This is a genomic window from Aeromonas allosaccharophila, from assembly GCF_016026615.1.
In the GTDB taxonomy this organism is placed as follows: Bacteria; Pseudomonadota; Gammaproteobacteria; order Enterobacterales; family Aeromonadaceae; genus Aeromonas; species Aeromonas allosaccharophila.
The window spans coordinates 2,977,501-2,999,784 of the sequence record NZ_CP065745.1; the positions used below are offsets into that span (position 1 = coordinate 2,977,501).

General features: G+C 57.4%; 19 protein-coding genes (1 of these 19 only partly in view). 11 read left to right on the forward strand and 8 right to left on the reverse strand.

What is annotated here, in order from left to right; translation table 11 throughout:
- On the forward strand, positions 1-31 hold the final stretch of the coding sequence (locus I6G90_RS13520) for an NnrS family protein (RefSeq protein WP_197927908.1). The gene continues 1,166 nt to the left of window position 1, outside the view; the window shows 31 of its 1,197 coding nt (coding positions 1,167-1,197); the start codon falls outside the window, past its left edge; it ends in the stop codon at positions 29-31.
- A 16-nt stretch (positions 32-47) separates the two neighbouring features.
- On the opposite strand, the gene I6G90_RS13525 is transcribed toward I6G90_RS13520, so the two are convergent.
- The gene (locus tag I6G90_RS13525; protein WP_197927910.1) at positions 48-617 is read right to left on the reverse strand and encodes a helix-turn-helix domain-containing protein; all 570 of its coding nucleotides are present in this window, start codon (positions 615-617) and stop codon (positions 48-50) included.
- 119 nt (positions 618-736) lie between these two features.
- On the opposite strand from I6G90_RS13525, the gene I6G90_RS13530 reads away from it, so the two are divergent.
- On the forward strand, positions 737-1,897 hold the full coding sequence (locus tag I6G90_RS13530; protein ID WP_197927912.1) for a benzoate/H(+) symporter BenE family transporter: 1,161 nt from the start codon (positions 737-739) through the stop codon (positions 1,895-1,897).
- 136 nt (positions 1,898-2,033) lie between these two features.
- A complete protein-coding gene (locus tag I6G90_RS13535; RefSeq protein ID WP_197927914.1) occupies positions 2,034-3,098 on the forward strand; it encodes a DUF3103 family protein in 1,065 nt (354 codons plus the stop codon).
- 69 nt (positions 3,099-3,167) lie between these two features.
- On the opposite strand, the gene metF is transcribed toward I6G90_RS13535, so the two are convergent.
- Positions 3,168-4,058: a methylenetetrahydrofolate reductase gene (metF, locus tag I6G90_RS13540; protein ID WP_033138589.1), complete on the reverse strand. Its 891-nt coding sequence runs from the start codon at positions 4,056-4,058 to the stop codon at positions 3,168-3,170.
- A gap of 329 nt (positions 4,059-4,387) precedes the next feature.
- Between metF and I6G90_RS13545 the strand changes: the two genes are divergently transcribed.
- Positions 4,388-5,185 (forward strand): GNAT family N-acetyltransferase, encoded by a 798-nt coding sequence (locus tag I6G90_RS13545; RefSeq protein WP_197927916.1) that lies wholly within the window; start codon positions 4,388-4,390, stop codon positions 5,183-5,185.
- Between the two features lie 76 nt (positions 5,186-5,261).
- On the opposite strand, the gene I6G90_RS13550 is transcribed toward I6G90_RS13545, so the two are convergent.
- The 5 genes from I6G90_RS13550 to uvrA form a co-directional block, all read right to left on the reverse strand.
- Positions 5,262-6,719, reverse strand: a complete 1,458-nt coding sequence (locus I6G90_RS13550; RefSeq protein ID WP_197927918.1) for an ABC transporter substrate-binding protein — start codon at positions 6,717-6,719, stop codon at positions 5,262-5,264.
- An 8-nt stretch (positions 6,720-6,727) separates the two neighbouring features.
- Entirely contained in the window at positions 6,728-8,707 is a 1,980-nt protein-coding gene (locus I6G90_RS13555; RefSeq protein ID WP_197927920.1) for a HAMP domain-containing methyl-accepting chemotaxis protein, read from the reverse strand.
- A gap of 227 nt (positions 8,708-8,934) precedes the next feature.
- A complete protein-coding gene (locus tag I6G90_RS13560) occupies positions 8,935-9,531 on the reverse strand; it encodes an OmpW family outer membrane protein (protein ID WP_058054129.1) in 597 nt (198 codons plus the stop codon).
- A 457-nt stretch (positions 9,532-9,988) separates the two neighbouring features.
- Positions 9,989-11,665, reverse strand: a complete 1,677-nt coding sequence (locus I6G90_RS13565) for a sensor domain-containing diguanylate cyclase (protein ID WP_197927922.1) — start codon at positions 11,663-11,665, stop codon at positions 9,989-9,991.
- Positions 11,666-11,787: 122 nt separating this feature from the next.
- A complete protein-coding gene (gene uvrA, locus I6G90_RS13570; RefSeq protein WP_197927924.1) occupies positions 11,788-14,616 on the reverse strand; it encodes an excinuclease ABC subunit UvrA in 2,829 nt (942 codons plus the stop codon).
- 373 nt (positions 14,617-14,989) lie between these two features.
- Between uvrA and I6G90_RS13575 the strand changes: the two genes are divergently transcribed.
- Together I6G90_RS13575 and I6G90_RS13580 are read left to right on the forward strand one after the other, a co-directional pair.
- Positions 14,990-15,577, forward strand: coding sequence for a single-stranded DNA-binding protein (locus I6G90_RS13575; protein ID WP_005340181.1), 588 nt, complete (start codon positions 14,990-14,992; stop codon positions 15,575-15,577).
- A gap of 134 nt (positions 15,578-15,711) precedes the next feature.
- Positions 15,712-16,467 (forward strand): substrate-binding periplasmic protein, encoded by a 756-nt coding sequence (locus I6G90_RS13580; RefSeq protein WP_408628278.1) that lies wholly within the window; start codon positions 15,712-15,714, stop codon positions 16,465-16,467.
- Positions 16,468-16,571: 104 nt separating this feature from the next.
- On the opposite strand, the gene I6G90_RS21425 is transcribed toward I6G90_RS13580, so the two are convergent.
- On the reverse strand, positions 16,572-16,694 hold the full coding sequence (locus I6G90_RS21425) for a hypothetical protein (RefSeq protein ID WP_111809286.1): 123 nt from the start codon (positions 16,692-16,694) through the stop codon (positions 16,572-16,574).
- Between the two features lie 464 nt (positions 16,695-17,158).
- On the opposite strand from I6G90_RS21425, the gene I6G90_RS13585 reads away from it, so the two are divergent.
- From I6G90_RS13585 to dhaK, 5 genes are all read left to right on the forward strand, one after another.
- The gene (locus I6G90_RS13585) at positions 17,159-18,061 is read left to right on the forward strand and encodes a cation diffusion facilitator family transporter (protein ID WP_197927926.1); all 903 of its coding nucleotides are present in this window, start codon (positions 17,159-17,161) and stop codon (positions 18,059-18,061) included.
- A 146-nt stretch (positions 18,062-18,207) separates the two neighbouring features.
- Positions 18,208-18,492 carry a DUF3811 domain-containing protein gene (gene yjbD / locus I6G90_RS13590; RefSeq protein WP_042063489.1) on the forward strand — a complete coding sequence of 95 codons (285 nt, stop codon included), beginning with the start codon at positions 18,208-18,210 and terminating at the stop codon, positions 18,490-18,492.
- 602 nt (positions 18,493-19,094) lie between these two features.
- Positions 19,095-19,307 (forward strand): transcription antiterminator/RNA stability regulator CspE, encoded by a 213-nt coding sequence (gene cspE, locus I6G90_RS13595; protein WP_005316548.1) that lies wholly within the window; start codon positions 19,095-19,097, stop codon positions 19,305-19,307.
- Positions 19,308-19,613: 306 nt separating this feature from the next.
- Positions 19,614-20,972 carry an NCS2 family permease gene (locus I6G90_RS13600; RefSeq protein ID WP_269668378.1) on the forward strand — a complete coding sequence of 453 codons (1,359 nt, stop codon included), beginning with the start codon at positions 19,614-19,616 and terminating at the stop codon, positions 20,970-20,972.
- A gap of 238 nt (positions 20,973-21,210) precedes the next feature.
- Positions 21,211-22,281, forward strand: a complete 1,071-nt coding sequence (dhaK, locus tag I6G90_RS13605) for a dihydroxyacetone kinase subunit DhaK (protein ID WP_111809263.1) — start codon at positions 21,211-21,213, stop codon at positions 22,279-22,281.
- The last annotated feature ends 3 nt before the right edge of the window (positions 22,282-22,284 follow it).

Below are 22,284 nucleotides of genomic sequence, written 5' to 3' on the forward strand. Positions count from 1 at the left end.
CAGCCCCAGAGCTGATGGCCGACCGGGTTGATCTCTGCAGGGCATGTTCAGGGTGTTGCCACCGGATAGTGGATCAGGTTGTGGAAAATAGCCGGAGCAATGCCCAGATTGCGATAACCGTGGGGGCGGTCGGCAGCAAAGCGCACCGCCTCCCCTTGCGCCAGTGAGTGCCACTCCCCTTCCACCAGCACCTCCATCATGCCGCTGATGACGATGACATGTTCGGTCACTCCCGGCTCATGGGGCTCGGATTCACGCTGGTAACCCGGCAACAGGGTCAGCTCAAGCAATTCGAAGCCAAACCGGTTTTCATAAGGGAAGAGCGGCGCCACTTGCATGCCCTCTCCCGCTGGCTGCTGGCGAATGGCATCGGCGGTGCGATAAAGCACCTCTTCCTGCGCGGCTGGTGCGGGCTCGATGAAACTGGAAAATGAGACTCGAAAACCGGTGGCAATCTTCCATAGTGTTGCCACCGTCGGGCTGGACTCCCCCCGCTCAATCTGCCCCAGCATCGCCTTGCTGACACCCGTTTCGCGCGCGGCGGCATCCAGACTCCAGCCGCGCTCGCTGCGCAGCTCCTTCAGTCGAGCAGCCAGATGCTGACTCATCTCTTGCATAACTGCCTCTTTATTACTCTTGCACAATGCGCCTTGTGCGCTATAGCGCACGACGATATAGTCAAAACCAGATTGTACGTAATAACGCACAGCGCGTCACAACGCCAAGAGGAAGCCCAATGCCCTTCGCCCTCCCCCATCTGGTCGCAGGTTTTATCGCCGTGATGGTCGGTTACACCAGCTCCGTCATCCTGATCATCCAGGCCGCCACGGCGGCGGGTGCTGATACTGCCCAAGTAGCCTCCTGGCTCTGGACGCTGGGGATCGGCATGGGGGTGAGCTGTATCGGCCTCTCTCTCTATTACCGCATGCCCGTACTGACCGCCTGGTCCACCCCGGGCGCGGCACTGCTGATCACCACGCTGGGCAACTTCACTCTGGCGGAAGCCATCGGCGCCTTTGTGATCTCGTCCTTGCTGATCACTCTGTGTGGCATCAGCGGCTGGTTCGACCGTTTGATGAGACATATTCCGGCTCCACTGGCCGCCGCCATGCTCGCTGGCGTGCTGCTCAGATTCGGGCTGGATCTGTTCAAGGTCGCCCCGCAAGATCCCTTGCTGCTTGGCACCCTGCTGCTGACCTTCCTACTGGGGCGTCATCTCTGGCCCCGCTATACCATGGTACTGGTGCTGGGAGTGGGGATGCTGATCTGCAGCGTGCGGGGGGAGTTGCAGCTGGCAGCCCTGCACTGGCAGCTCGCCAGCCCGGTCTGGACCTGGCCAACCTTCTCCCTTGATGCCCTGTTTGGCATCGCACTGCCGCTGTTCATTGTCACCATGACATCGCAAAACATGCCGGGGATCGCCATCTTGCGGGCCCATGGTTATCAGCCTGCCACTTCCTCGCTGATCAGCTGGACCGGCCTGACCGGCCTGCTGCTGGCCCCTTTTGGCGGCTATGCCTTCAATCTGGCCGCCATCACCGCCGCCATCTGCATGGGCAAAGAGGTCGACCCGGATACCAAGCGCCGCTGGCCTGCTGCGGTCTGGGCGGGTTGCTTTTATCTTGTGACCGGCTGTTTTGGCGCAACCGTCGCCGCCCTGTTTAGTGCCTTCCCGGCAGCCCTTGTCAACTGCATCGCCGGATTGGCCCTGCTAGGCACCATCGGCAGCAGCCTGCACTCTGCCTTGCACCAGGATGAAGCGCGAGAAGCTGCGCTGCTTACCTTCATCATTACCGCGTCCGGGATCAGTCTGCTCGGCATCGCAGCAGCCTGCTGGGGTCTGCTCATCGGACTTGCCTTGCACTGGCTTCATTTATATCGACAAGAAAATCAATGAGACATCAAACCGTGATGACCTGCGCAAGATCCGGAAAAATTAGTTCACAGATGAAACTAATTACCCTCTATTGGTGTCAGGGCACCACTCTTCCCGGACATGTTGCCCTGTCAGGTTCATGCAACGGAGAATAATAATGAAACATCAGGCTTTCATCATTTTGCTGGCGCTTCTGGGCGTCAGCACGGCACACGCAGCCGACACGGACAGAGAGCTGGCTCGCCAGCTCGCACTTCAGCAGAAAAACCTGCTGCCCCTGCTGAGCAATCAGCAATACCAGAGCCCGCTTCCCAACCTGCTGCAAAAAGCCAGCCCGCGCCTTAAACGGCAGGCGACCGATGCCAACCAGGCGGCCATCAATCGGCAAGGACTGGATGGCGAGGTCAAGCAACTGATGCAGTTGCGGCTGGCCAACACCGATCAGGCCGCCGCACTGCAACAGGGCGTCGAACCGCTGGTCGCCTATGTTCCGAGCGGGGATGAGAAGAGCTGGAGCGCGATCGAGGCGTTCGACAGCGCCGGCAATCCCGTCTATCTGGATGTGGACAAGGCACCGGCCCGGCCGGTTCTGGTGGTCGAAGCCGATCCCGTCAAAGCCAAAAATGCAGGCTTGAAGGTGATGCGCAAGGCGCTGGCCGATGCGGATCTGCAAAGCGCCCCGCAAGCGGCGGCCAGCACGGCGCCGCTCAAGACCAGTGTCCTGAAAAAGATCAGACTGAAGGATGATCAGGAACCTTGGCTGCTCGGCGCGGCCGAAGTGTATGCGGTGGTCGCAGGGGTCAATCCCGGTCGGGATGAGCCAGTGGTCGATATTGTCGACATGCCCTACCTCGACTATGACAACACCGATTACACCCCTAACCAGATCCTGGTCTACTGGGATCGCTATCGCTGGGGTGCCGTCGACGTGGTGATGATGGAGCAGGATGACAACGTCAACTACAAGGAGCTGAGCGCTCTGCTGATTGAAGCCCTCAAGCTCGGCTTTACTGCGGGTGGGGTGCCGGAAGCGCTGCCCTTCCTCGATCTCGGCGGTCGCATCGTCAAGGCGCTGCCCGACTCCTGGATGACCAACAACGATGACTATCTGGATACCTTCTACACCCTGGAGCAGGATCAGGTCTATCACCAGTATCCGGGGGCGGCCGGTAATGCGGTTATCGATCTTGAACCGAAAGAGATCCCGGTGACCCGGCCTTAAGCAACGGCCATAACGAAAAAGCCAATGAGCAACTCATTGGCTTTTTGCTTTTATCGCGGTGACCAATGGTCAGCCCTTGGGACGAACCCCCAGGGTATGACAGATGGCATAGGTCAGCTCGGAGCGGTTCAGGGTATAGAAGTGGAAATCTTTCACCCCCTCCTGACTCAGCACGCGCACCTGATCGATGGCGATGCTCGCTCCCACCAGATTCCGGGTCATCTGATCGTTATCCAGCCCCTCGAAACGCTGATGCATCCAGCGCGGGATCTTCACGTTGGTGAAACCGGCAAACTTGGCCAGCGTCTGGTAGTTGGAGACCGGCAGGATCCCCGGCACGATTTCGGCATCGATACCGATGGCGGCGCAGCGATCCCGAAAGCGCAAGTAAGTCTCCACATCGAAGAAGAACTGGGTGATGGCGCGGTTGGCACCGGCATCGATCTTGCGCTTGAGGTTGAGCAGATCGGATTGCGCACTCTTGGCCTCCGGGTGGCCTTCCGGATAGGCGGCAACCGAGATATCGAAATCAGCCTCTGACTTGAGCAGGGCAACCAGATCGGTGGCATACATATCCGGCTTGTCCAACCCCTGCGGCAAGTCACCGCGCAGAGCCACGATATGACGAATACCGCTGTTCCAGTAGTCGCGGGCGATGGTGCGCAGCTCGTCGCGGCTGGCATCGATACAGGTCAGGTGCGGCGCCGCAATCAGACCAGTCCGCTCCTTGATGTCCTTGATCACCTTATGGGTGCGATCACGGGTGCCGGAGTTGGCGCCATAGGTGACAGAGACGAACTTGGGTTCCAGCACTTTTAGCCGTTCGATGGACTGCCAGAGGGTATTCTCCATCCCTTCACTGTTGGGCGGAAAAAACTCGAAACTGACCGATATATCGCCATTCAAATCTGCCAAGCTCTGGTTGAGCGCCTCAACCTGACGTGCACTGTGAAATCCCATCTGCTCTTCTCCCTGTCCTGCAATCCATCTTCCTACGTCAAAACGGATGTTTGGACGTCTAAACGTCTTTATATTTATGAGTAAAACGATACAAAGTCAACAGGGATTTACCTCACATCCGATCTGACGAACGTCATATTTACAAAATTAACGGTACGTAACCGAAAAGTGCCCATCCCAAAATCGCCCCAGTCGAGTTATGATGGGGCCAGATCGTCCTGGACGTTCTGAATCTGCGTGTGATTGTTTGGCCGGAGGATTCTCCGGCCCCTTTTCATCTATTTCCCACTCCTGCCGATAACAGAATGAGTCTTTGCAGGAGCACCATCATGGATACCCACCCCGGCTTTGCCACCGACTTGCTGTTTGATCGCTACCAAGGCGAGGTCACTCAGCATGAGCAGTTCTGGGCGGTTCGCACACCGGATGCTCCCGACTACTACTTTGGCAACTACCTGCTGCTCACCACCCCGCCCAGCGACCGTGACAAAGGCTGGCTGGAAGCCGCCTTTGATCAACTGATCGGTCACGACCACAGAGTCCGCCATCGCACCTTCCAGTGGCCACTGGCAGCAGGGCAAAACAGCCGGATCGCCGGTTTTGTCGCAACGGGATACCAGTATATGGAGTGCGTGGTGCTGGCGCTGGATAAGCAGAGCTGGCAGCCTCATGGTGATATCAATGGTCCCCAGGCTCGCACCTTCACTACTGCGGATTGGCAAGAGTGGCTCGACTTCGAACTCCATGAGAAGGATGAGGGGCACACGGCAGAGAGTTATCTCCCCTATCTGCAATCCCGCCGGGCGCTCTATCAGGCCATGATTGCCGATGGGCTCGGGGATTGGTGGGGGATCTGGCAAGAGGGGCAACTGGTCGCCAGTTGTGGTCTCTTCTTCTGCGGCACGCTGGGTCGTTTCCAGTTGGTACGCACTCACCAGGCGTGGCGCAACCAGGGGTTATGCCGCCAGCTGCTGAGTCAAGTAGCTCGCGCAGGATTGTCCCGCGCCAAGCAGCTGATCATCGTGGCCGACGAGCACTACCATGCCCAGCGCATTTACCGCTCTCTGGGGTTCGCCCCGGTAGCCCGCATCGGCAGCCTCTGTCGCTGGCCCCACGACACACCATAAAGCGATTCGCTCTGGCCGCGAGCCATCAATAAAAACGGGAGGCTGATGCCTCCCGCTTGTTATTTATGCTGATGAGTTATTGCTGCGGTGCTTCCAGCTCGTTGGAGAGCGCCTGCTCCACATCAGCCGCAGGAGCGGGGACTGGCGCCGTCGCAGCTGATGCAGGTTCTGCGGGAGTCACAGCGGGTGTCACCACGGCCGGCGTGTCACTGGTCGCGGGTGCAGCGGACACAGCAGCCGGTGCTGAAACCGGAGCTGGCGTGACGGCATCACACTGACAATCCGCGCTCTTGGCCTTGTTGCCCTGATGAGGGGCATACCAGCCCTTCAAGCCACCTTCCAGTCGATCCGCGGCCGCCTTGGGCTCCATCTTGCCAAGCAGCACCGCCTGACTCACTTCGGCCAGTTCATCCCCCAACTTGGGCGTACCACGAGAGAGGATCTGGGTCGCCACCCGAATGGTCGAATCACACTGATCGCGCCACTCCATCATTTCTTTAGCCGCCGGATTGGTGACATCGAAGAAGTGGTTGGAGAGGGAGAAGAATCCCGGCAACGAGTTGGTATAGAGCTCGGCAAATTGCGGCGTCGTCAGCCACTGCAGGAAGGCCATTGCCCCCTCTTTGTTCTTGCTGGCCGGATTCATCCCCATACCGATATCGGTGTGGTCGGTAAAGAAGCAGCCATCACCCTGTTTGGCCACCGGCGGACGCATGACGCCAAAATCAACCTTGTCGGTGAAGGGCGCAATCTCCCAAGAGCCCGCCACGTAGAAGGCGGCCTTGCCCGAGGTGAACAACTCGTTGCTGGTCGCATAATCGCGGCTCTCGCCCCCCTCACCGAGGTAGGAGCGCCAGCGGGCCAGTTCGTCGAACACCTTCACATATTGCGGGTTATCCAACCGCTCCTGCCCGCCGATCAGCGCCAGACGGCCGTCCTCCCCCTTCCAGTAGTTGGGGCCAATATTCTGGAAGCCCAGTTCGGAAGCAACCCAGCTCTCGGAGCCGCTCATGGCCAGCGGCACATAGCGACCATCGGCCTTGATCTTGTCCAGTACCGCAAAGAACTGATCGCGGGTTTGCGGCAATGTGAGCCCCAACTCACTGAAGATCTTCTTGTTATAGAAGAAGCCATGGATCACCGAGGCCATCGGCACACAGAAGGTCTGGGCACCGGAATCGGTCTGCCAGGGTGACTGGGCAAAACTCGGGAAGTTCTCCATCCCCGCCATCTCGGTCAGCTCGGCCAGATGGCCCGCCTTGAACAGGGCGAGCGAATCATCAAACGGACGGCAGGTGATCAGATCCCCCGCCTTGCCCCCTTTCAGACTCTCCCACAGGGTGGGCATGTAATTGACGTTCTGCACCGGATGAAAACTCACCTTGATGCCGGGATGCGCCGCCTCAAACGCCGGAATGATCTTCTGCTCCCACAGCGCCTTGTCATCGGTTCTCCAACTTTCAATCACCAGCTCACTGGCCATCAGCTGGCCACACAACAGGAGACTCAGGGCTCCAATCCACTTTTTAGACATAAGCCCTCCTAGACCTTGAAATGTGCGATCAATTGCTGCTGTTTGGCGACTAGGTCGGCCAGCACTTCGCTGCTGCTGGCGGATTCGCGCGCCTCCCGCTCTGTCTCGTATGCCACATCGGCAATACCGGCAATATGACGAGCAACCCCCTGACTGACGGAGATCTGCTCCTGAGCGGCATGGGCCACCTGATCGGCCATCGACTTGATGGCCCCCATCCGATCGGCAATGGATTGCAGCGCCACATCCATCTCGCGAGTCTGCTCGACACAGCTTTGGGTCTGCTCCTGGCTGCGCCCCATCACTTCAACCACATGCTTGCTGGAGCTTTGCAGGTTCTCAATCATCCCCTGGATCTCTTCGGTCGAGGTCTGGGTGCGATTGGCCAATGCCCGCACCTCATCGGCCACCACCGCAAAACCGCGACCGGCATCGCCAGCACGAGCCGCTTCGATGGCGGCGTTCAGAGCCAACAGGTTGGTCTGCTCGGCAATACTGCGGATCACATCGAGAATGCTGCCAATGTTGTTACTGAATTCCCCAAGCTTGTAGGTGATCCCGACCGCCTCTTCCATGGCACCGGCCAACTGCTCGGTAAGCCGGCGAGTGGTAGCTACTTTCTGGCGACCACTGCGCGCCTCTTCATCGGCCAGATCCACCTCCCGCTTGGTGCCATCGGTAGAGCGGGCCACCTCGGTGGCGCTCACTTCCAGCTCGGTAATGGCGGCGGCCACCTGATCGGTCTGGCTCTTCTGCTCCTGCACCCGGGACATGGCCCGTTCGCTGATCTCGGCGGCACGGCTCGCCTCATCCACCAGATGACGTGAGCCCGCATTGATTTGGGAGAGCAGCTCGCCGGTCTTGCCTGCCAGCGTATCGATGGAGCGGGAGAGCGTGCCAAATTCGCAACTGCTGCGGTAGTTAATGCGGCGGGTCATGTCACCGGCCGCCATGTAATCGAGCTCCTTGTTGATCATCTGCAACGGACGCTGAATACTGCGCGCCGTGGTATAGCCGATCACCAGCGCCGCAGCAGCCGACATCGCGGCAACCACCAGGATCCAGAAGCTGGCGCTACTGACCGCCGCATCGGCATTGATCCGGCTATCGCTGGCAATGGCACCGGCAGACTTGCCCATCTCATCGAGCAAATTGAGGCTGTTGACCAGACTGGCATCCAGCTGCTGATTCTGAGTGGCCAGCGACAGCTCCAGTTGCTGAGCCTGACGCATGGTTGCCAGCAATCCCTGAGCACCAAGCGCCAACTCCTGCATCCGGTCGAGATTGGAGACAAAGCGCGCTTTCACATCATCCGGCACCGTCACTCGCTCCAGACGCTTGCGCGCCATCTCGATATCCTTGCTCAACACCTTTTCCAGCTCGTTCAAATCGGTTTTGGCACCGGCACGGCGGATATTCTTCAGATCGCGGGCGATACCGGAGGTAATGAGCTCCGCCTTGTTGCGCATGGAGCGTTTGCTAGCAGTCTGTTGCAGCAGCAGATCCGCCGCCCACTGGTAGGTATCCTCAAGCCGGATAAATTCCATCTCCAGCTTGTGGCGCTGATCCAGTGCACTGACCCACTGCCGATGCTGGGCCAGCATCTGATCCGCCAAGCCATAAAATTGCGTGGTGGCACTCTCGACCTGCTGGAAGCGGGCGCGGGCATCCGCCACGCCGGTAAATTTACCCATCTCCTGACTCAGCTGGGCGAAGCGGTTCTGCTGCTCCTTGAACTGATTAGCCAGCTGCGGCAACTGGGCGGCATCTTCACTGGTGCGGTAGACCAGCACCCAGCGGTTGCTATCCTGCAGCGCCCCCTTGAGACCTGCGACAGCCACCACCAGCGGGGTTGCCCGGTCAGATACGGCGGAGAGGCCGTCATTTATACCCTTGATTTTAAAGGTACTGATCACGCCAAGCAGGATCAGCAACAGCAGCATCAACACAAATCCGGCGATGATCCGCTGCACGATAGATAAACCCATGGAGACATCCTCACTCATTGGGGGAAGGTAAAGTGAACATAGTCACTATCGGCAGGGGTGGCGAATAACTGAAATAAAGCTGTGGGTATTTAATTGATTTGTATCGGGTTGGATCACAGTCCGGACCGGACCAGATCAGTCAAATAAAAAAAGCCCGGCACAAGCCGGGCTGAAAGAGACGTACTTTGCTATCTTCCGCGATCCTTTCAGAACCGCAGTCAGAATCATTAGAAGCGGTAGCCGACACCTACCATAAAGGCCATCGGGTCGACCTTGGTATTAATGGTGCCAATCGCAGTATGTACATCGGTATCGATATCCATGATCCAGGCCGAGCCATTCACAAACCAGCGATCGGTGATCGCCATATCGATACCAACTTGTCCGGCAACACCCCAGGAGTCATCGACTTTGACATCGGTCCCGGACAATGCACCACGGCCCTCTTCATCAAAGAAGGTGGTGTAATTCACGCCAATACCGACATACGGGCGAACCTTGCTCTGAGCATCGCCAAAATAGTACTGACCCATCAGAGTCGGCGGCAGATGCTTGATCTTGGCAACTTCAGAGCCACCCAGTTTGACTGAATGAGAGAAGGGCGTTGCAGCCAGCAACTCAACACCCCAGTTATCAGTAATCATGTAAGAGAGAGTCAATCCCAATTGCATGTTGTCATTAATTTCCAGCTCTACAGGCGTGCTGCTTTCCTGCGGCGATACAAATGCCAAACCACCACGAACCAGAATGTCGCCAGCCTGGTGGGCCATGGCGAAGGGAGAGGTCACTGCAGCGGCAATCATCAGAGGAAGTAATTTTTTCATCACGTAATCCCTTTTTTTGTTTTCATTTGATGCTGTAAGCCCGCTGACTATATGCCCTTGTAAATGCAAAGTTATTGACCTGAAGCAAAAGTTGCACAGAAATAAATCGATTGCTGTGACATCTTTGCGCACCATCCCAATCTTGTCGTTCCCCCAGATAACACGCCGCCATGCCCATTCCTGGATGCCTGCGCCGCCTGCACCCAACGCCAAAAGGCGCATGTCAATGACACCTTACAGCCATGTAGGACAACGATTAATTGTTGTTAAGATGAGCAAATCAGCGTATTTTTGCGCCACGCAAGTTATTGGGAAGTAATGGTTTATTTATGAAGAATGAGTCGAGATGGCAAAAGGTGGGGGCCTTTCTCGCGGCCGTGTGGGGAATCGGATCCTTTCTCTTTATCCTGCTCGGTTTTATTGTCGCGCTGGCCTATCTGGTCCTGGTAAAACACGGTTAATCAAGGCTTGCAGATGAGTATTGAGTGAGAACCGCCCCTTCGACAAGTTGTTCCGGGGTCTGGCCCATCACATCGCGAGAAGACGGGGAACCACCATACCCGCACCACCGATTGCGCCCTCCCAGCTTGGCCTGATAAAGCGCCATATCAGCCAGCTTGAAACTGTGGCTCCAAAATGAATCCGGATACTCCGGATGCAACGGATAGCGACAGTATCCCAACGACACCGTCAACCATAGCGGCCTGTCTTCGAAACCAAAGCGGTGCTGGGCAACACGCAGCCTGAGGTATTCGGCTCGCAGCGCCAACTCCTGTTCGTTATCCACCTGCAACAACAGTAAAAACTCCTCTCCCCCCAGTCGGATAATCGGCTCTGATTCACTCACCACCAGCTTGCGCAGCAGTTCAGCCAGTTGCTTCAACACCAGATCCCCGATGTCATGACCAAATCGATCATTTATCCGTTTGAAATGATCGAGATCCAGCAGCAACAGCAGACAAGGCTTGGCTCCGTTAGCCTGCAACCAGCCATCCAAATAACGGCGATTGAAGCAACGGGTCAAGGGATCGGTGAACGCCGCCATCTCCATCTGACAGGATCGCTCCAGCAACGCATCGTGTTGCTGGCTGACCTTGCTGGCCATCTCCCTGAACTTGCCACTCAAGGTCGCCATTTCGGCACTGCTGTCGATAAACGGGATCAAATTGGCATCTGGCCGATCGCCAAAACGCTGCAACGCTGAAACCAGCTGCTGCAACGGGGTAAGCACAATACTGTTGAGTCGGTACATGGCAATCATGATGCAGATAAAACTGATGAACAGCATGCCCACAAAGGTCCAGAGCGCCCCTTCCAGCACACTACCCAATACTTTGCGCTCCTCCTCGATGACCAGCGTCAACACCGGCAGGTTATCGCTGTTGAGCAGCCGCACCTCTCCTCTCAGCCGATCCAGCCCCAGGTCAATCAGGCGATAGGTCATTTGCGATTTCAACGGTTTGAAGGAGGCGGTGACATCCAGATTGGTATGGGAGATCGCCAGTGGCAGTTCGGTTCGCTGCGATACCTGCTCGAGATAAGCGGTGTCGAGCCAACGCATCACCAGCAAAAAACCGTTGAACGGCGCAGAGCCGTCACTGTTTCTGATCGGCTGCCAGGAGTACATCAGTGGCCCCCACTGGGAGGCTCGAATGCCATGCAGGTTGGCCCCCCCCTGCGCCATAGACTGCTCTTTGAGCTGTTTTTTCAGCTCGTCGAGGAAATAGGGAAACTGATCAGGATTGATCCCGGGCGCATCGGGCAGCAGGGTGCGCGTCCAGATTTCGTGCCCCCCGAGATCCATAAAGCTCATCAGGTTGAGGCTGAAATCCCGCATTGGCATGTCGTTGAACAGATTGGATTCGATGTACATCCTGTTTCTGTTGCCTATAAAGCGGTGGCTATCATCCCAGATGCCCCAATCCCGACTGAATGCATCGAGAGCAGCGACATCGGACTGCACCACCCGGCTAACTCGCAGCAGGTGATCCTTCATGCGCTGCTCTTCAATCCGGCTGGCCGCCGGGATCTGGGCCCATGCCAGCAGGAACAATAGCAGCAGGATAGCCCCCAGCCAGATGGGGAACATGGAGTAAGCCAACTGATGATCAATCGTGCGCGGAGCCTGAGCCATAACCCGATATATCCATTACCATGATGCCGTGATACCCAGCCTGCCCGCATCACACGAGCCGCACCTGCAGGCTCCCGAACTTCATAGTAAAAAGGGGCCAAAGGCCCCCCGATTATAACGGTTTATCTGGTCAATAGCGGTCGCAAAAAACGTGCTGTATGAGACTCTTTATGGCCGCATATCTCCTCTGGCGTCCCCGTCACCAGAATTCGGCCGCCACCGGCGCCCCCCTCCGGCCCCAGATCGACGATCCAGTCGGCTGTTTTCACCACATCCAGGTTGTGCTCGATGATGACGATGGTATTGCCGCGATCCCGCAACTGGTGCAGTACCTTGAGCAGTTGCTGGATGTCGTGGAAGTGCAACCCGGTGGTCGGCTCGTCCAGAATATAGAGGGTCTGACCGGTATCCCGCTTGGAGAGCTCCCGCGCCAGCTTGACACGCTGCGCCTCGCCGCCAGAGAGAGTGGTCGCTGACTGACCAAGGCGAATGTAAGAGAGGCCCACATCCATCAGGGTCTGCAACTTGCGCGCCACTGCCGGCACCGGATCGAAGAACTCGCGGGCATCTTCCACTGTCATGTCGAGGATCTCGTGGATGTTTTTGCCCTTGTATTTCACCTCCAGGGTCTCGCGGTTGTAGCGCTTGCCCTTGCAGACATCGCACGGCACGTAGACATCCGGCAGGAAGTGCATCTCCACCTTGATGACCCCATCCCCCTGACACGCCTCGCAGCGACCGCCCTTGACGTTGAAGGAGAAACGGCCCGGCTGGTAGCCGCGCGAGCGCGCCTCCTGGGTGCCGGAGAGCAGTTCGCGGATCGGGGTAAACAGACCGGTGTAGGTGGCCGGGTTGGAGCGCGGCGTACGGCCGATGGGGCTCTGGTCGATATCCACCACCTTGTCCAGATGTTCCAGCCCCTCGACGCTGCGATAGGGCGCAGGCGTAGACTCGGTCGCCTTGTTCAGTTCACGGTGGGCGATTCGGAACAGAGTGTCGTTGATCAGGGTCGACTTGCCGGAGCCGGAGACGCCGGTGACGCAGGTCATCACCCCAATGGGCAGATCCAGATTGACGTTACGCAGGTTGTTGCCGCTCGCCCCCTTGAGTTTCAGCCACTTGCCGGTGAGCGGCGTGCGCTCGGCCGGGATGGCGATCTGCTTGCGGCCGGAGAGGTAGTCACCGGTCAGCGACTCCGGATTGTCGATGATCTGCTGGGGGGTGCCCTGCGCAACAATCTCGCCGCCATGCACGCCCGCCCCCGGACCGATATCGAGCACATGGTCGGCGAGGCGAATGGCATCCTCGTCGTGCTCCACCACGATCACCGTGTTACCGAGATCGCGCAGGTGAGTCAGGGTCTTGAGCAGCCGCTCGTTGTCGCGCTGGTGCAAGCCGATGGAGGGTTCATCGAGCACATACATGACCCCCACCAGACCGGCACCGATCTGACTCGCCAGTCGAATGCGCTGGGCTTCACCACCGGAGAGGGTCTCGGCGCTGCGCGACAGGCTCAGGTAGTTGAGACCGACGTTCACCAGGAAGCCGAGTCGCTCGACGATCTCTTTCAAGATCTTCTCGGCGATCTGGGCGCGCTGGCCGGTGAGATTCAGCCCCTCAAAGAAGGCGAGCGCATCACCGATAGACTGCTCGGCGATAGCGGGCAGGTTGCGGTTGTCGACGAAGACATGACGCGCCTCTTCCCGCAGTCGGCTGCCACCGCAGCTGGTACAGGATTTGTTGGCGATGTATTTGGAGAGCTCTTCGCGCACCGAGTTGGACTCGGTTTCCCGATAGCGCCGCTCCATGTTGTGCAGGATCCCCTCGAACGGGTGCTTGCGCACCACTACGTCGCCGCGATCGTTCATATAACGGAACTCGATCTCGGTGCGGCCAGAACCACGCAGGATCACCTCCTGGGTCTTCGGCGGCAGATCTTCCCACGGCGTATCCAGATCGAACTTGTAGTGCTCGGAGAGGGATTTCAGCATCTGGAAGTAATAGAAGCTGCGCTTGTCCCAGCCACGGATGGCGCCGTTGGCCAGGCTGATGGCAGGATCGCCGATCACCTTGGCCGGATCGAAATATTGCTGCACCCCGAGGCCGTCACAAGTCGGGCAGGCACCGGCCGGGTTGTTGAAGGAGAAGATGCGCGGCTCCAGCTCCGACATGGAGTAGCCGCACTCCGGGCAGGCGAAGTTGGCGGAGAAGGTCATGGGGGCAGCCCCCTCCTCTCCATCCATCGGCACGACCTGCACGATGCCACCGGAGAGGGTCAGCGCCGTCTCGAACGATTCGGCCAGCCGCAACGCCAGGTCGTCACGCACCTTGAAGCGATCCACCACCACCTCGATGGTGTGCTTCTTGTGCAGCTCCAGCGCGGGCGGGTCTGAGAGATCGCACACCTCGCCATCGATGCGGGCCCGGATATAGCCCTGCGCCGCCAGATTCTCCAGCAGCTTGGCGTGTTCCCCCTTGCGATCGCGCACCACCGGGGCCAGCAGCATAAGCTTGCTCCCCTGTGGCTGGGCCAGCACCTGATCCACCATCTGGCTGATGGTCTGGGCGGCGAGCGGGATGGCATGAGTCGGGCAACGAGGCTCACCGACCCGGGCAAACAGCAGACGCAGGTAGTCGTAGATTTCGGTGATGGTGCCGACGGTCGAGCGCGGGTTGTGGGACGTGGACTTCTGCTCGATGGAGATGGCGGGCGAGAGTCCCTCGATATGGTCGACGTCCGGCTTCTCCATCAGGGAGAGGAACTGGCGGGCATAGGCAGAGAGCGACTCCACGTAGCGGCGCTGCCCCTCGGCATAGAGGGTATCGAACGCCAGAGAGGATTTGCCCGAACCGGATAGGCCGGTGACCACGATCAGCTTGTCGCGGGGCAGGGTCAGATTGATGTTCTTGAGGTTGTGGGTGCGAGCACCCCGGACCACGATCTTTTCCATCTTGTTGCACGCTCGATACGGAAACCTGAGCGAGTCAGTATGGCATAGAGACTACTGGATGAATAGACAGGCATTATCTATCGCCATCATCCTTTTTCACGGTGAACAACAGCGCCGTCATCCCCTGACCAAGCAGGGGGCCCCACCCTCAATCCATGCCAGCAACCGCTCGCCCGCGGAGTGATCAACTGTTACTATTGGGGGCTAAACGTGAGCCAGGTAATGGATAAACATCAGCCTGATTGCTGCAACGGATATAGAAAAACTATGTTGTTCAATATGATAACAACATGGGGAAAGATAAAAGCGCGGTAACTCATTTGGTTGGCCCAGGCTTTCAGTCTGGCCGGAATATAAAGGTGGAAGAGAGATTATGGCCAGTCGAGGCATCAATAAAGTCATTCTGATCGGTAACCTCGGGCAAGACCCGGAAGTACGCTACATGCCGAGTGGCGGTGCTGTGACCAACATTACTCTGGCTACCTCTGAAACCTGGCGCGACAAGCAGACTGGTGAGCAGAAAGAGCGTACCGAATGGCATCGCGTTGTCTTCATGGGCAAGTTGGCCGAAGTGGCTGGCGAGTACCTGAAGAAGGGCTCCCAGGTCTATGTCGAAGGCAAACTGCAAACCCGCAAATGGCAAGATCAGAGCGGCCAGGAGCGTTACACCACTGAAGTGCTGGTCGACAGCTTCACTGGCGTGATGCAGATGTTGGGTGGCCGTCCACAAGGCGGTCAGGGTATGGGCCAGAACATGGGTGGCCAATCCCAGGGTAACTGGGGTCAGCCGCAGCAGAGCATGCCTGCCCAGCAGCCGATGAACCAGCAGCGCCCGGCGCCGGCTCCGCAGCAAAACATGCAGCCGCAAGGCGGTTATGGCCGTCCGGCCCAGCAGCCACAATCTGCGCCGCCGGTATATAACGAACCACCGATGGATTTCGACGACGATATCCCGTTCTAAGAACAGACATATTAAAAAGACCCTGATAAAACAGGGTCTTTTTAATTCAAGCCGAGCACCTCTACCAGCAGGGAAGAGTATTCTATTAGTGACGGCCCATATTCAGCCATGAACCGGCGCCACAGGAGCACTTGATGAAAGGTGCGATGAAACCGATTGCCCGGATGCTGCTATTGCTGGCGATTTTTCTCCCCGGACAACTACTGGCACAACCGCTCAAGGTAGGGGTCAGCTTTGCCATCCCTCCTTATGTCATCGAAGGCGATAACCGCGGCATCGAACTGGATCTGTTGAAAGAGGCGTTCGCCGGTAGCGGCTATGAGCCCAGCTTTGAATATCTGCCGCTGGAGCGCACCTTCCGCCTGTTCGAGTCGGGCAAGCTGGATGCCATTATCAACGTCAGACCCGGCATGGTTGATACCCTCTTTCTGACCCGCCCCGTCATTACCTTCCATAACCGGATCTTCAGCCTACGCACTACCCATATCAGTATCCTGGACGATCTGCATTCAAAACGAGTCACCGCCTTTCAACGGGCAAGGATCATTCTGGGGGGCGAGTTTGCCACCATGGCCAACCAGAATCCCCACTATGAGGAGGTGGCCAAGCAGCAGGGACAGGTTCATCAGTTGATGCGCGGCAGGGTCGATGCGGTGGTACTGGAGGAGCGGGTGTTCTACTACTATCTGGACCAGCTGATCGCCACGGCGCAGGCTGGCGAGCGCTACGAACGCAGCCAGGTCAGGCAAGCGGACCTCTTCCCACCCACTGTCTATCACTTCGCCTTTCGCTCGGCTGATGCCCTCAAGTTGTTCAACGCTCGTCTTGAGGCCATGAAAAAGGATGGCAGTTATCAGCGAATTTTCGAGGTGTACGGCGCCAAGCCCTAGACATTCATCAGTTCAAGACGACAGCCCCGAACTCGGAAACATAAAAGCCAGCCCATTACAGGCTGGCTTTGTACTGGCTCCGAAGGAACAGCAGTAAAGGAGCGTTACTTCATTGCGCTGCCGTTTTTCAGATCTGCTTTCTGACGTTTGGCTTCGCGTTTCTCTTTCAGTGACATCTGCGGTTTTTTCTTGGCATCTTTGCCGTTGTGATGTTCTTTGTTACTCATCATCAAACTCCAAAAATGTTACCCAGACAGTTGGTTCCTCATGGGAGCCAGCATGCCATCCGAATCATCAACTTCAGTACGCTTGGTGGGATGGTGCAAGACCATCACCAGACTCAGCATACCCTCCAGCGGCATCCGGATCCAGCCTCATTCTCGCCCAAAAAATGCAGTGCTCAGCCTCCGGAACACTGACGCCACACAACCTCGACATGAAAGACCAAAAAAGAGTAATTCGCATTATTAAATGTTGTCATGCTTATATTAACGCATCACTTTCTAGATATTTTTACGGATAAATATAAACCTCACTCAATATTTATTGCCGCTCAAGCCGTCACCATTTTCATAAGCATTCGCAATATCACCAGAAACATCAGGTTACAACACCGAATAGGTTATTTCCGGTCAGCCAGATATAATGCGCGCCGCACCGAAATATCCGTTTTTATTCAGGAAGCTGTGACATGAACAGAAAAACCAGAGCCGCCATGGTGTCGGTCTGCTCCAATATCAGTCTGATTATCATGAAGGTCGTAGCCGGTTTCGCCAGTGGCTCGGTCAGTATCATCTCGGAGGCCATCCACTCCGCGATGGATCTGGTCGCCGCCCTGATCGCCCTGTTCGCAGTAAAAAAATCCGATCTCCCGCCCGACGAGCGTCACCCCTATGGCCACGACAAGATTGAAAATGTCTCCGGCGTCATCGAAGCACTGCTTATCTTGCTGGCCGCAGGCTGGATCATCTTCGAAGCCGTCGACAAGCTGATCTCACCCAGCCCCATCGAGAGCATTGGCTGGGGCGTACTGGTGATGGTGATCTCGGCGCTGGTCAACAGCGGGGTATCGGCTTACCTATATAAAGTCGCCAGAGAGGAGGAGTCGGTCGCGCTGGCTGCCGATGCACTCCACCTCAAGGCTGACGTGCTCACCTCCGCCGGGGTGGCCGCCGGTCTTGGCGGCATCTGGCTGGCCGGTCTGTTCGGCCACTCCCTCGCCATCCTCGACCCGCTGGTCGCCATTGCCGTCGCCATCTTTATTGTCAGAGAGGCGATCAGCATGCTCAACGAGGCCTTCCAACCTCTGATCGACCAGAGCATGAGCCCGGAAGAGCTGGCGATGACCAGCCGCATCATCACCGAGTGCTGCCCCGCCGCCAGCGGTTTTCACGATCTGCGCAGTCGTCGTGCCGGTCGCCGCCGCCATATCGACTTTCACCTCACCCTGCCCCCGCAGATGAGCATCGGCGAAGCCCACGACATCTGTGATCGCATCGAACACGCCATCATGCAACAACTGCCCCACGCCATCGTACTGATCCACGTCGAGCCGGAGGAGCAAGGCGTACTATCCCCTCTCGCAATAAACTGAAATGTGGCAAACAGGCGGTAAAGTGGCAGCGAAATACCGGAGATCTGGCACAAACCCGCATTTTTGCGGCCTAAATGCCGATTGCATAAGAAGTGATCGGCACAACTGTGTTAGGGTATCTAACCCCCCTGCCGCAGGAGCGCGCCGTGAAAAAGCTGGAAATGAAAGATCTGACCGAGGCTGAAAAAGCCGAGATAGCCTTGTTATTGCAAAAGGCACAAGCCAATGCAGACCACCAGCTGACCAACGGAGAGCGGAACAAGATCCGCGAAGAGGGTCGCCTGAAAATTGTGGCCGACCGCGCCGAAGCGGCCAAGGTAGCCTCCAAGCTGGCCCGCGAGAAAGCCAAAGAACGCGCCAAAAATCAGGTACTGCCAGAAACCTTCAGCTGGATCGACTCGGTCAGCAACAAGTTTCGCAGCAAGCGCTGACCCCCAGCTTCCAAAACGCCCGCTCGCACTTGGTGCCAGCGGGCGTTTGCATTTCTGGCCCGCGCACGATGAATCCGATGTGGTCTTGTTATCTTGTTAACTGATTCACTGCTCTGGCGTTCATCCCAGCGTCAAATGGTTGCTTTGCATGACGGGTTCTACACCCAAGCAAACTGACGCCCCAGCCATCGCCACCCTTTCGTTTTTTCATATTTTTTGCCAGAACTGGCTACATAGTCAGGACAAAAAAGCCAAATCCGGCTTTCTAGAGGGTAAGGCTAATCTTTGCTGATTTCGCTATGCAGTTGAAATACATCATGTTTACTATAAAAGATGAGATTTTCGGCTGTTACAAAACATTAATATCGAGATAAAGTTTGCTTTAAAAATGAGAGCGTGTTTTAATCTTTCTCGATGGTTCGGCAGTTCAGACCTGATTATGTTAGGCAGTCATTTTAGTAAAGCAGTGATTAGCATAAGCGTTATCCTCGGATAATTCTTATCAAATAATTCTCCTTCTTTAGTGCTCCCCATACGTATTGCTGACGAAAAATCAAAAATTGCCATCTAGGTGGCATTCAACACTATTTAAGGAAATTATTATGTCTAACAAAATGACTGGTACCGTTAAGTTCTTCAACGCTGAGAAAGGTTTTGGTTTCATCTCCCCGGCTGACGGCAGCAAAGACGTGTTCGTACACTTCTCCGCTATCCAGTCCACCAGCTTCAAAACCCTGGACGAAGGTCAGCGCGTTGAGTTCACCATCGAGCAAGGCCAGAAAGGCCCGGCTGCTGCCAACGTAGTTGGTCTGTAATTCAAGCCTGAGCATGCCGCTGATGGCTCACGCCAATCGCTGACAGCTCTGCAAGAATTAAAAAAACCCGCCTAGGCGGGTTTTTTGTTGTTCCCCGATTTTTTCCTCACGGTTCTCCCACCGCCCAACCATTTGATCCCTTCCTTACACAACTCTCACCGCTTGAGTCTGACAATGAGCTCCAAGTGAGCTCAAAATGTAAAATAGTGACGAAAAAGTCAGGTTATCCGCTGTATTTGCCGCGAATTCTTGCTATTTTGCGCGCCACAAAAGCAAACGATTTCCTTCACACTTTCAGGATAAGTTATGGCAAAGCAAGATATGGCCGCCAACCGAGCAAAGGGCGGCTTTTTGGACTCTTATTTTTCCATTTCTGCGCGCGGCAGTAGTGTGCGCCAGGAGCTGTTGGCCGGTTTGACCACCTTCCTGGCCATGGTCTACAGCATCATAGTGGTGCCGAACATGCTGGGTGCCGCCGGCTTCGAGCAGGGCCCCGTCTTCGTGGCGACCTGCTTGATCGCCGCCTTCGGCTCCCTGCTGATGGGCCTGTGGGCCAAGTTGCCGATGGCCATAGGTTGCGCCATCTCCCTCACCGCCTTTACCGCATTCAGTCTGGTACTGGGTCAGGGACTGAGCATTCCGGTCGCCCTGGGCGCCATCTTCCTGATGGGTGTGCTGTTTACCCTGATCAGCGTCACCGGCGTGCGCCAGTGGATCCTGGATAACCTCCCCTCCGGCATCGCCCACGGCACCGGCATTGGTATAGGTCTGTTCCTGCTGCTGATCGCCACCAACGGCGTCGGCATGGTGATCAAGAACGAAGGGGCCGGTCTGCCGGTTCAACTGGGTGAAGTGACCTCCTTCCCGGTCATCATGACGGTGCTGGGTCTGGCCGCCATCTTCGGTCTGGAGCGTCGCAAGGTGCCGGGCGGCATCCTGATGGTGATCATCGCCATCTCCATCCTCGGCCTCATCTTCGATCCGAAAGTGACCTGGCAGGGCTTCTTCGCCATGCCGAGCCTGACCGGCGAGAAAGGCTCGCTGGTAGGCAGCATGGATCTGCTGGGTGCCCTCAATCCTGTGGTCATCCCGACCGTGCTGGCGCTGGTGATGACCGCCGTGTTTGACGCCACCGGCACCATCCGTGCCGTGGCCGGTCAGGCGGGCCTCATCAACGAGCGTGGCCACATCATCAGCGGCGGCAAGGCGCTGACTGCCGACTCCGTCAGCAGTATGGTCGCTGGCGTGGTAGGTGGTGCTCCGGCTGCCGTCTACATCGAATCTGCCGCAGGCACTGCGGCTGGCGGCAAGACCGGTCTGACCGCTGCGCTGGTCGGCGTGCTGTTCCTGCTGATGATCTTCCTCTCCCCGCTGAGCTACCTGGTGCCTGCCTACGCCACCGCACCGGCGCTGATGTACGTCGGCCTGCTGATGCTGGGCAACGTCACCAAGCTGGACTTCAATGACTCGGTCGATGCCCTGGCCGGCATGCTGTGCGCCGTCTTCATCGTACTGACCTGCAACATCGTGACCGGCATCATGCTGGGCTTCGTGGCGCTGGTCGTTGGCCGCATCTTCGCTGCCGAGTGGAAGAAGCTGAACATCGGCACCGTCATCATCGCTCTGGCGCTGGTGATCTTCTATGCCGGTGGCTGGGCCATCTAACCTGCCCGTATATTCCGGTTATAGCCAAGGGCCCTGCGGGGCCCTTTTTCATGGCTGTGAGGCCGCTAACAGTTTCCCGCCCGTTTGCCCCACGTAGTTTCAAATTGAAACACCAACCTCCCCTTAGCTGTTTCAAATCAGAACCAAACCGACCGTCATTTTTATCCTTTTTTCTGTCGTTAGACTGGCTCTATCAACCATTTGCCCACCCGTGCGGTGGCAAGCCAAGGAGTGAGCCATGAAGAAACTGATCAATGCCGTCGATGCTGTGGTCCGTGAACAACTGATGGGGATGGCTGCCGCCCACCCCGAGCTCAAGGTACGTATCGAACCCCACTACATCACCCGCGCCGACTCCCCCGTGATGGGCAAGGTCGCGCTGGTCTCCGGCGGTGGCAGCGGCCACGAGCCGATGCACGGCGGTCTGGTGGGCAAGGGGATGCTGGATGGCGCCTGCCCCGGCGAGATTTTTACCTCCCCGACACCGGATCAGATGTACGAGTGCGGTCAGGCCGTTGATGGCGGCGCGGGCGTGCTGTTTCTGGTGAAGAACTACACCGGCGACGTGCTCAACTTCGAGACCGCAGTCGAACTGCTGCACGGAGACGGCGTCAAGGTCGGCTTCTCGCTGATCGATGACGACGTGGCGGTCAAAGACAGCCTCTACACCGCCGGCCGCCGTGGCGTAGCCACTACCGTGCTATGCGAAAAACTGGTGGGGGCCGCTGCCGAAGCGGGCTATGACCTGACCCGCTGCGAGGCACTGGCCCGCCGCATCAACAACCAGAGCCGCACCATCGGCGTTGCCACCCACGCCTGTACCGTGCCTGCCGCTGGCAAGCCCTCCTTCACCCTGGCGGACAACGAGATGGAGTTCGGCGTGGGCATTCACGGTGAACCCGGCATCGAGCGCCGCCCCTTCACCGACCTCAATACCCTGGTGGATGACATGTTCAGCGAGCTGGCGGATAACACTCCCTATGGCCGTACTCTGCGTCACTGGGACAGAGCCTCCGGCAACTGGCAGGAAGAGCACACCTTTATCGAACCGCTCAACAAGGGCGATCGGGTTATCGCACTGGTCAACAGCCTCGGCGGCACCCCCATCTCCGAGCTCTATGGCGTCTATGGTCGCCTCGCCACCCTGTGCGAAGAGGCGGGCATCCATCTGGTGCGCAACCTGATTGGCCCCTACTGCACCTCCCTGGACATGACCGGCATCTCCATCACCCTGCTCAAGGTGGATGATGAACTGATGACCCTGTGGGATGCCCCCGTTCACACCCCCGCCCTGCGTCGCGGCTGCTAAGGA

Coding starts and splice junctions, on each gene's coding strand:
- I6G90_RS13525 (WP_197927910.1), bottom strand. CDS start 617: ATGCAAGAGATGAGTCAGCATCTGGCTGCTCGACTGAAGGAGCTGCGC.
- I6G90_RS13530 (WP_197927912.1), top strand. CDS start 737: ATGCCCTTCGCCCTCCCCCATCTGGTCGCAGGTTTTATCGCCGTGATG.
- I6G90_RS13535 (WP_197927914.1), top strand. CDS start 2,034: ATGAAACATCAGGCTTTCATCATTTTGCTGGCGCTTCTGGGCGTCAGC.
- metF (WP_033138589.1), bottom strand. CDS start 4,058: ATGGGATTTCACAGTGCACGTCAGGTTGAGGCGCTCAACCAGAGCTTG.
- I6G90_RS13545 (WP_197927916.1), top strand. CDS start 4,388: ATGGATACCCACCCCGGCTTTGCCACCGACTTGCTGTTTGATCGCTAC.
- I6G90_RS13550 (WP_197927918.1), bottom strand. CDS start 6,719: ATGTCTAAAAAGTGGATTGGAGCCCTGAGTCTCCTGTTGTGTGGCCAG.
- I6G90_RS13555 (WP_197927920.1), bottom strand. CDS start 8,707: ATGGGTTTATCTATCGTGCAGCGGATCATCGCCGGATTTGTGTTGATG.
- I6G90_RS13560 (WP_058054129.1), bottom strand. CDS start 9,531: ATGAAAAAATTACTTCCTCTGATGATTGCCGCTGCAGTGACCTCTCCC.
- I6G90_RS13565 (WP_197927922.1), bottom strand. CDS start 11,665: ATGGCTCAGGCTCCGCGCACGATTGATCATCAGTTGGCTTACTCCATG.
- uvrA (WP_197927924.1), bottom strand. CDS start 14,616: ATGGAAAAGATCGTGGTCCGGGGTGCTCGCACCCACAACCTCAAGAAC.
- I6G90_RS13575 (WP_005340181.1), top strand. CDS start 14,990: ATGGCCAGTCGAGGCATCAATAAAGTCATTCTGATCGGTAACCTCGGG.
- I6G90_RS13580 (WP_408628278.1), top strand. CDS start 15,712: ATGAAAGGTGCGATGAAACCGATTGCCCGGATGCTGCTATTGCTGGCG.
- I6G90_RS21425 (WP_111809286.1), bottom strand. CDS start 16,694: ATGAGTAACAAAGAACATCACAACGGCAAAGATGCCAAGAAAAAACCG.
- I6G90_RS13585 (WP_197927926.1), top strand. CDS start 17,159: ATGAACAGAAAAACCAGAGCCGCCATGGTGTCGGTCTGCTCCAATATC.
- cspE (WP_005316548.1), top strand. CDS start 19,095: ATGTCTAACAAAATGACTGGTACCGTTAAGTTCTTCAACGCTGAGAAA.
- I6G90_RS13600 (WP_269668378.1), top strand. CDS start 19,614: ATGGCAAAGCAAGATATGGCCGCCAACCGAGCAAAGGGCGGCTTTTTG.
- dhaK (WP_111809263.1), top strand. CDS start 21,211: ATGAAGAAACTGATCAATGCCGTCGATGCTGTGGTCCGTGAACAACTG.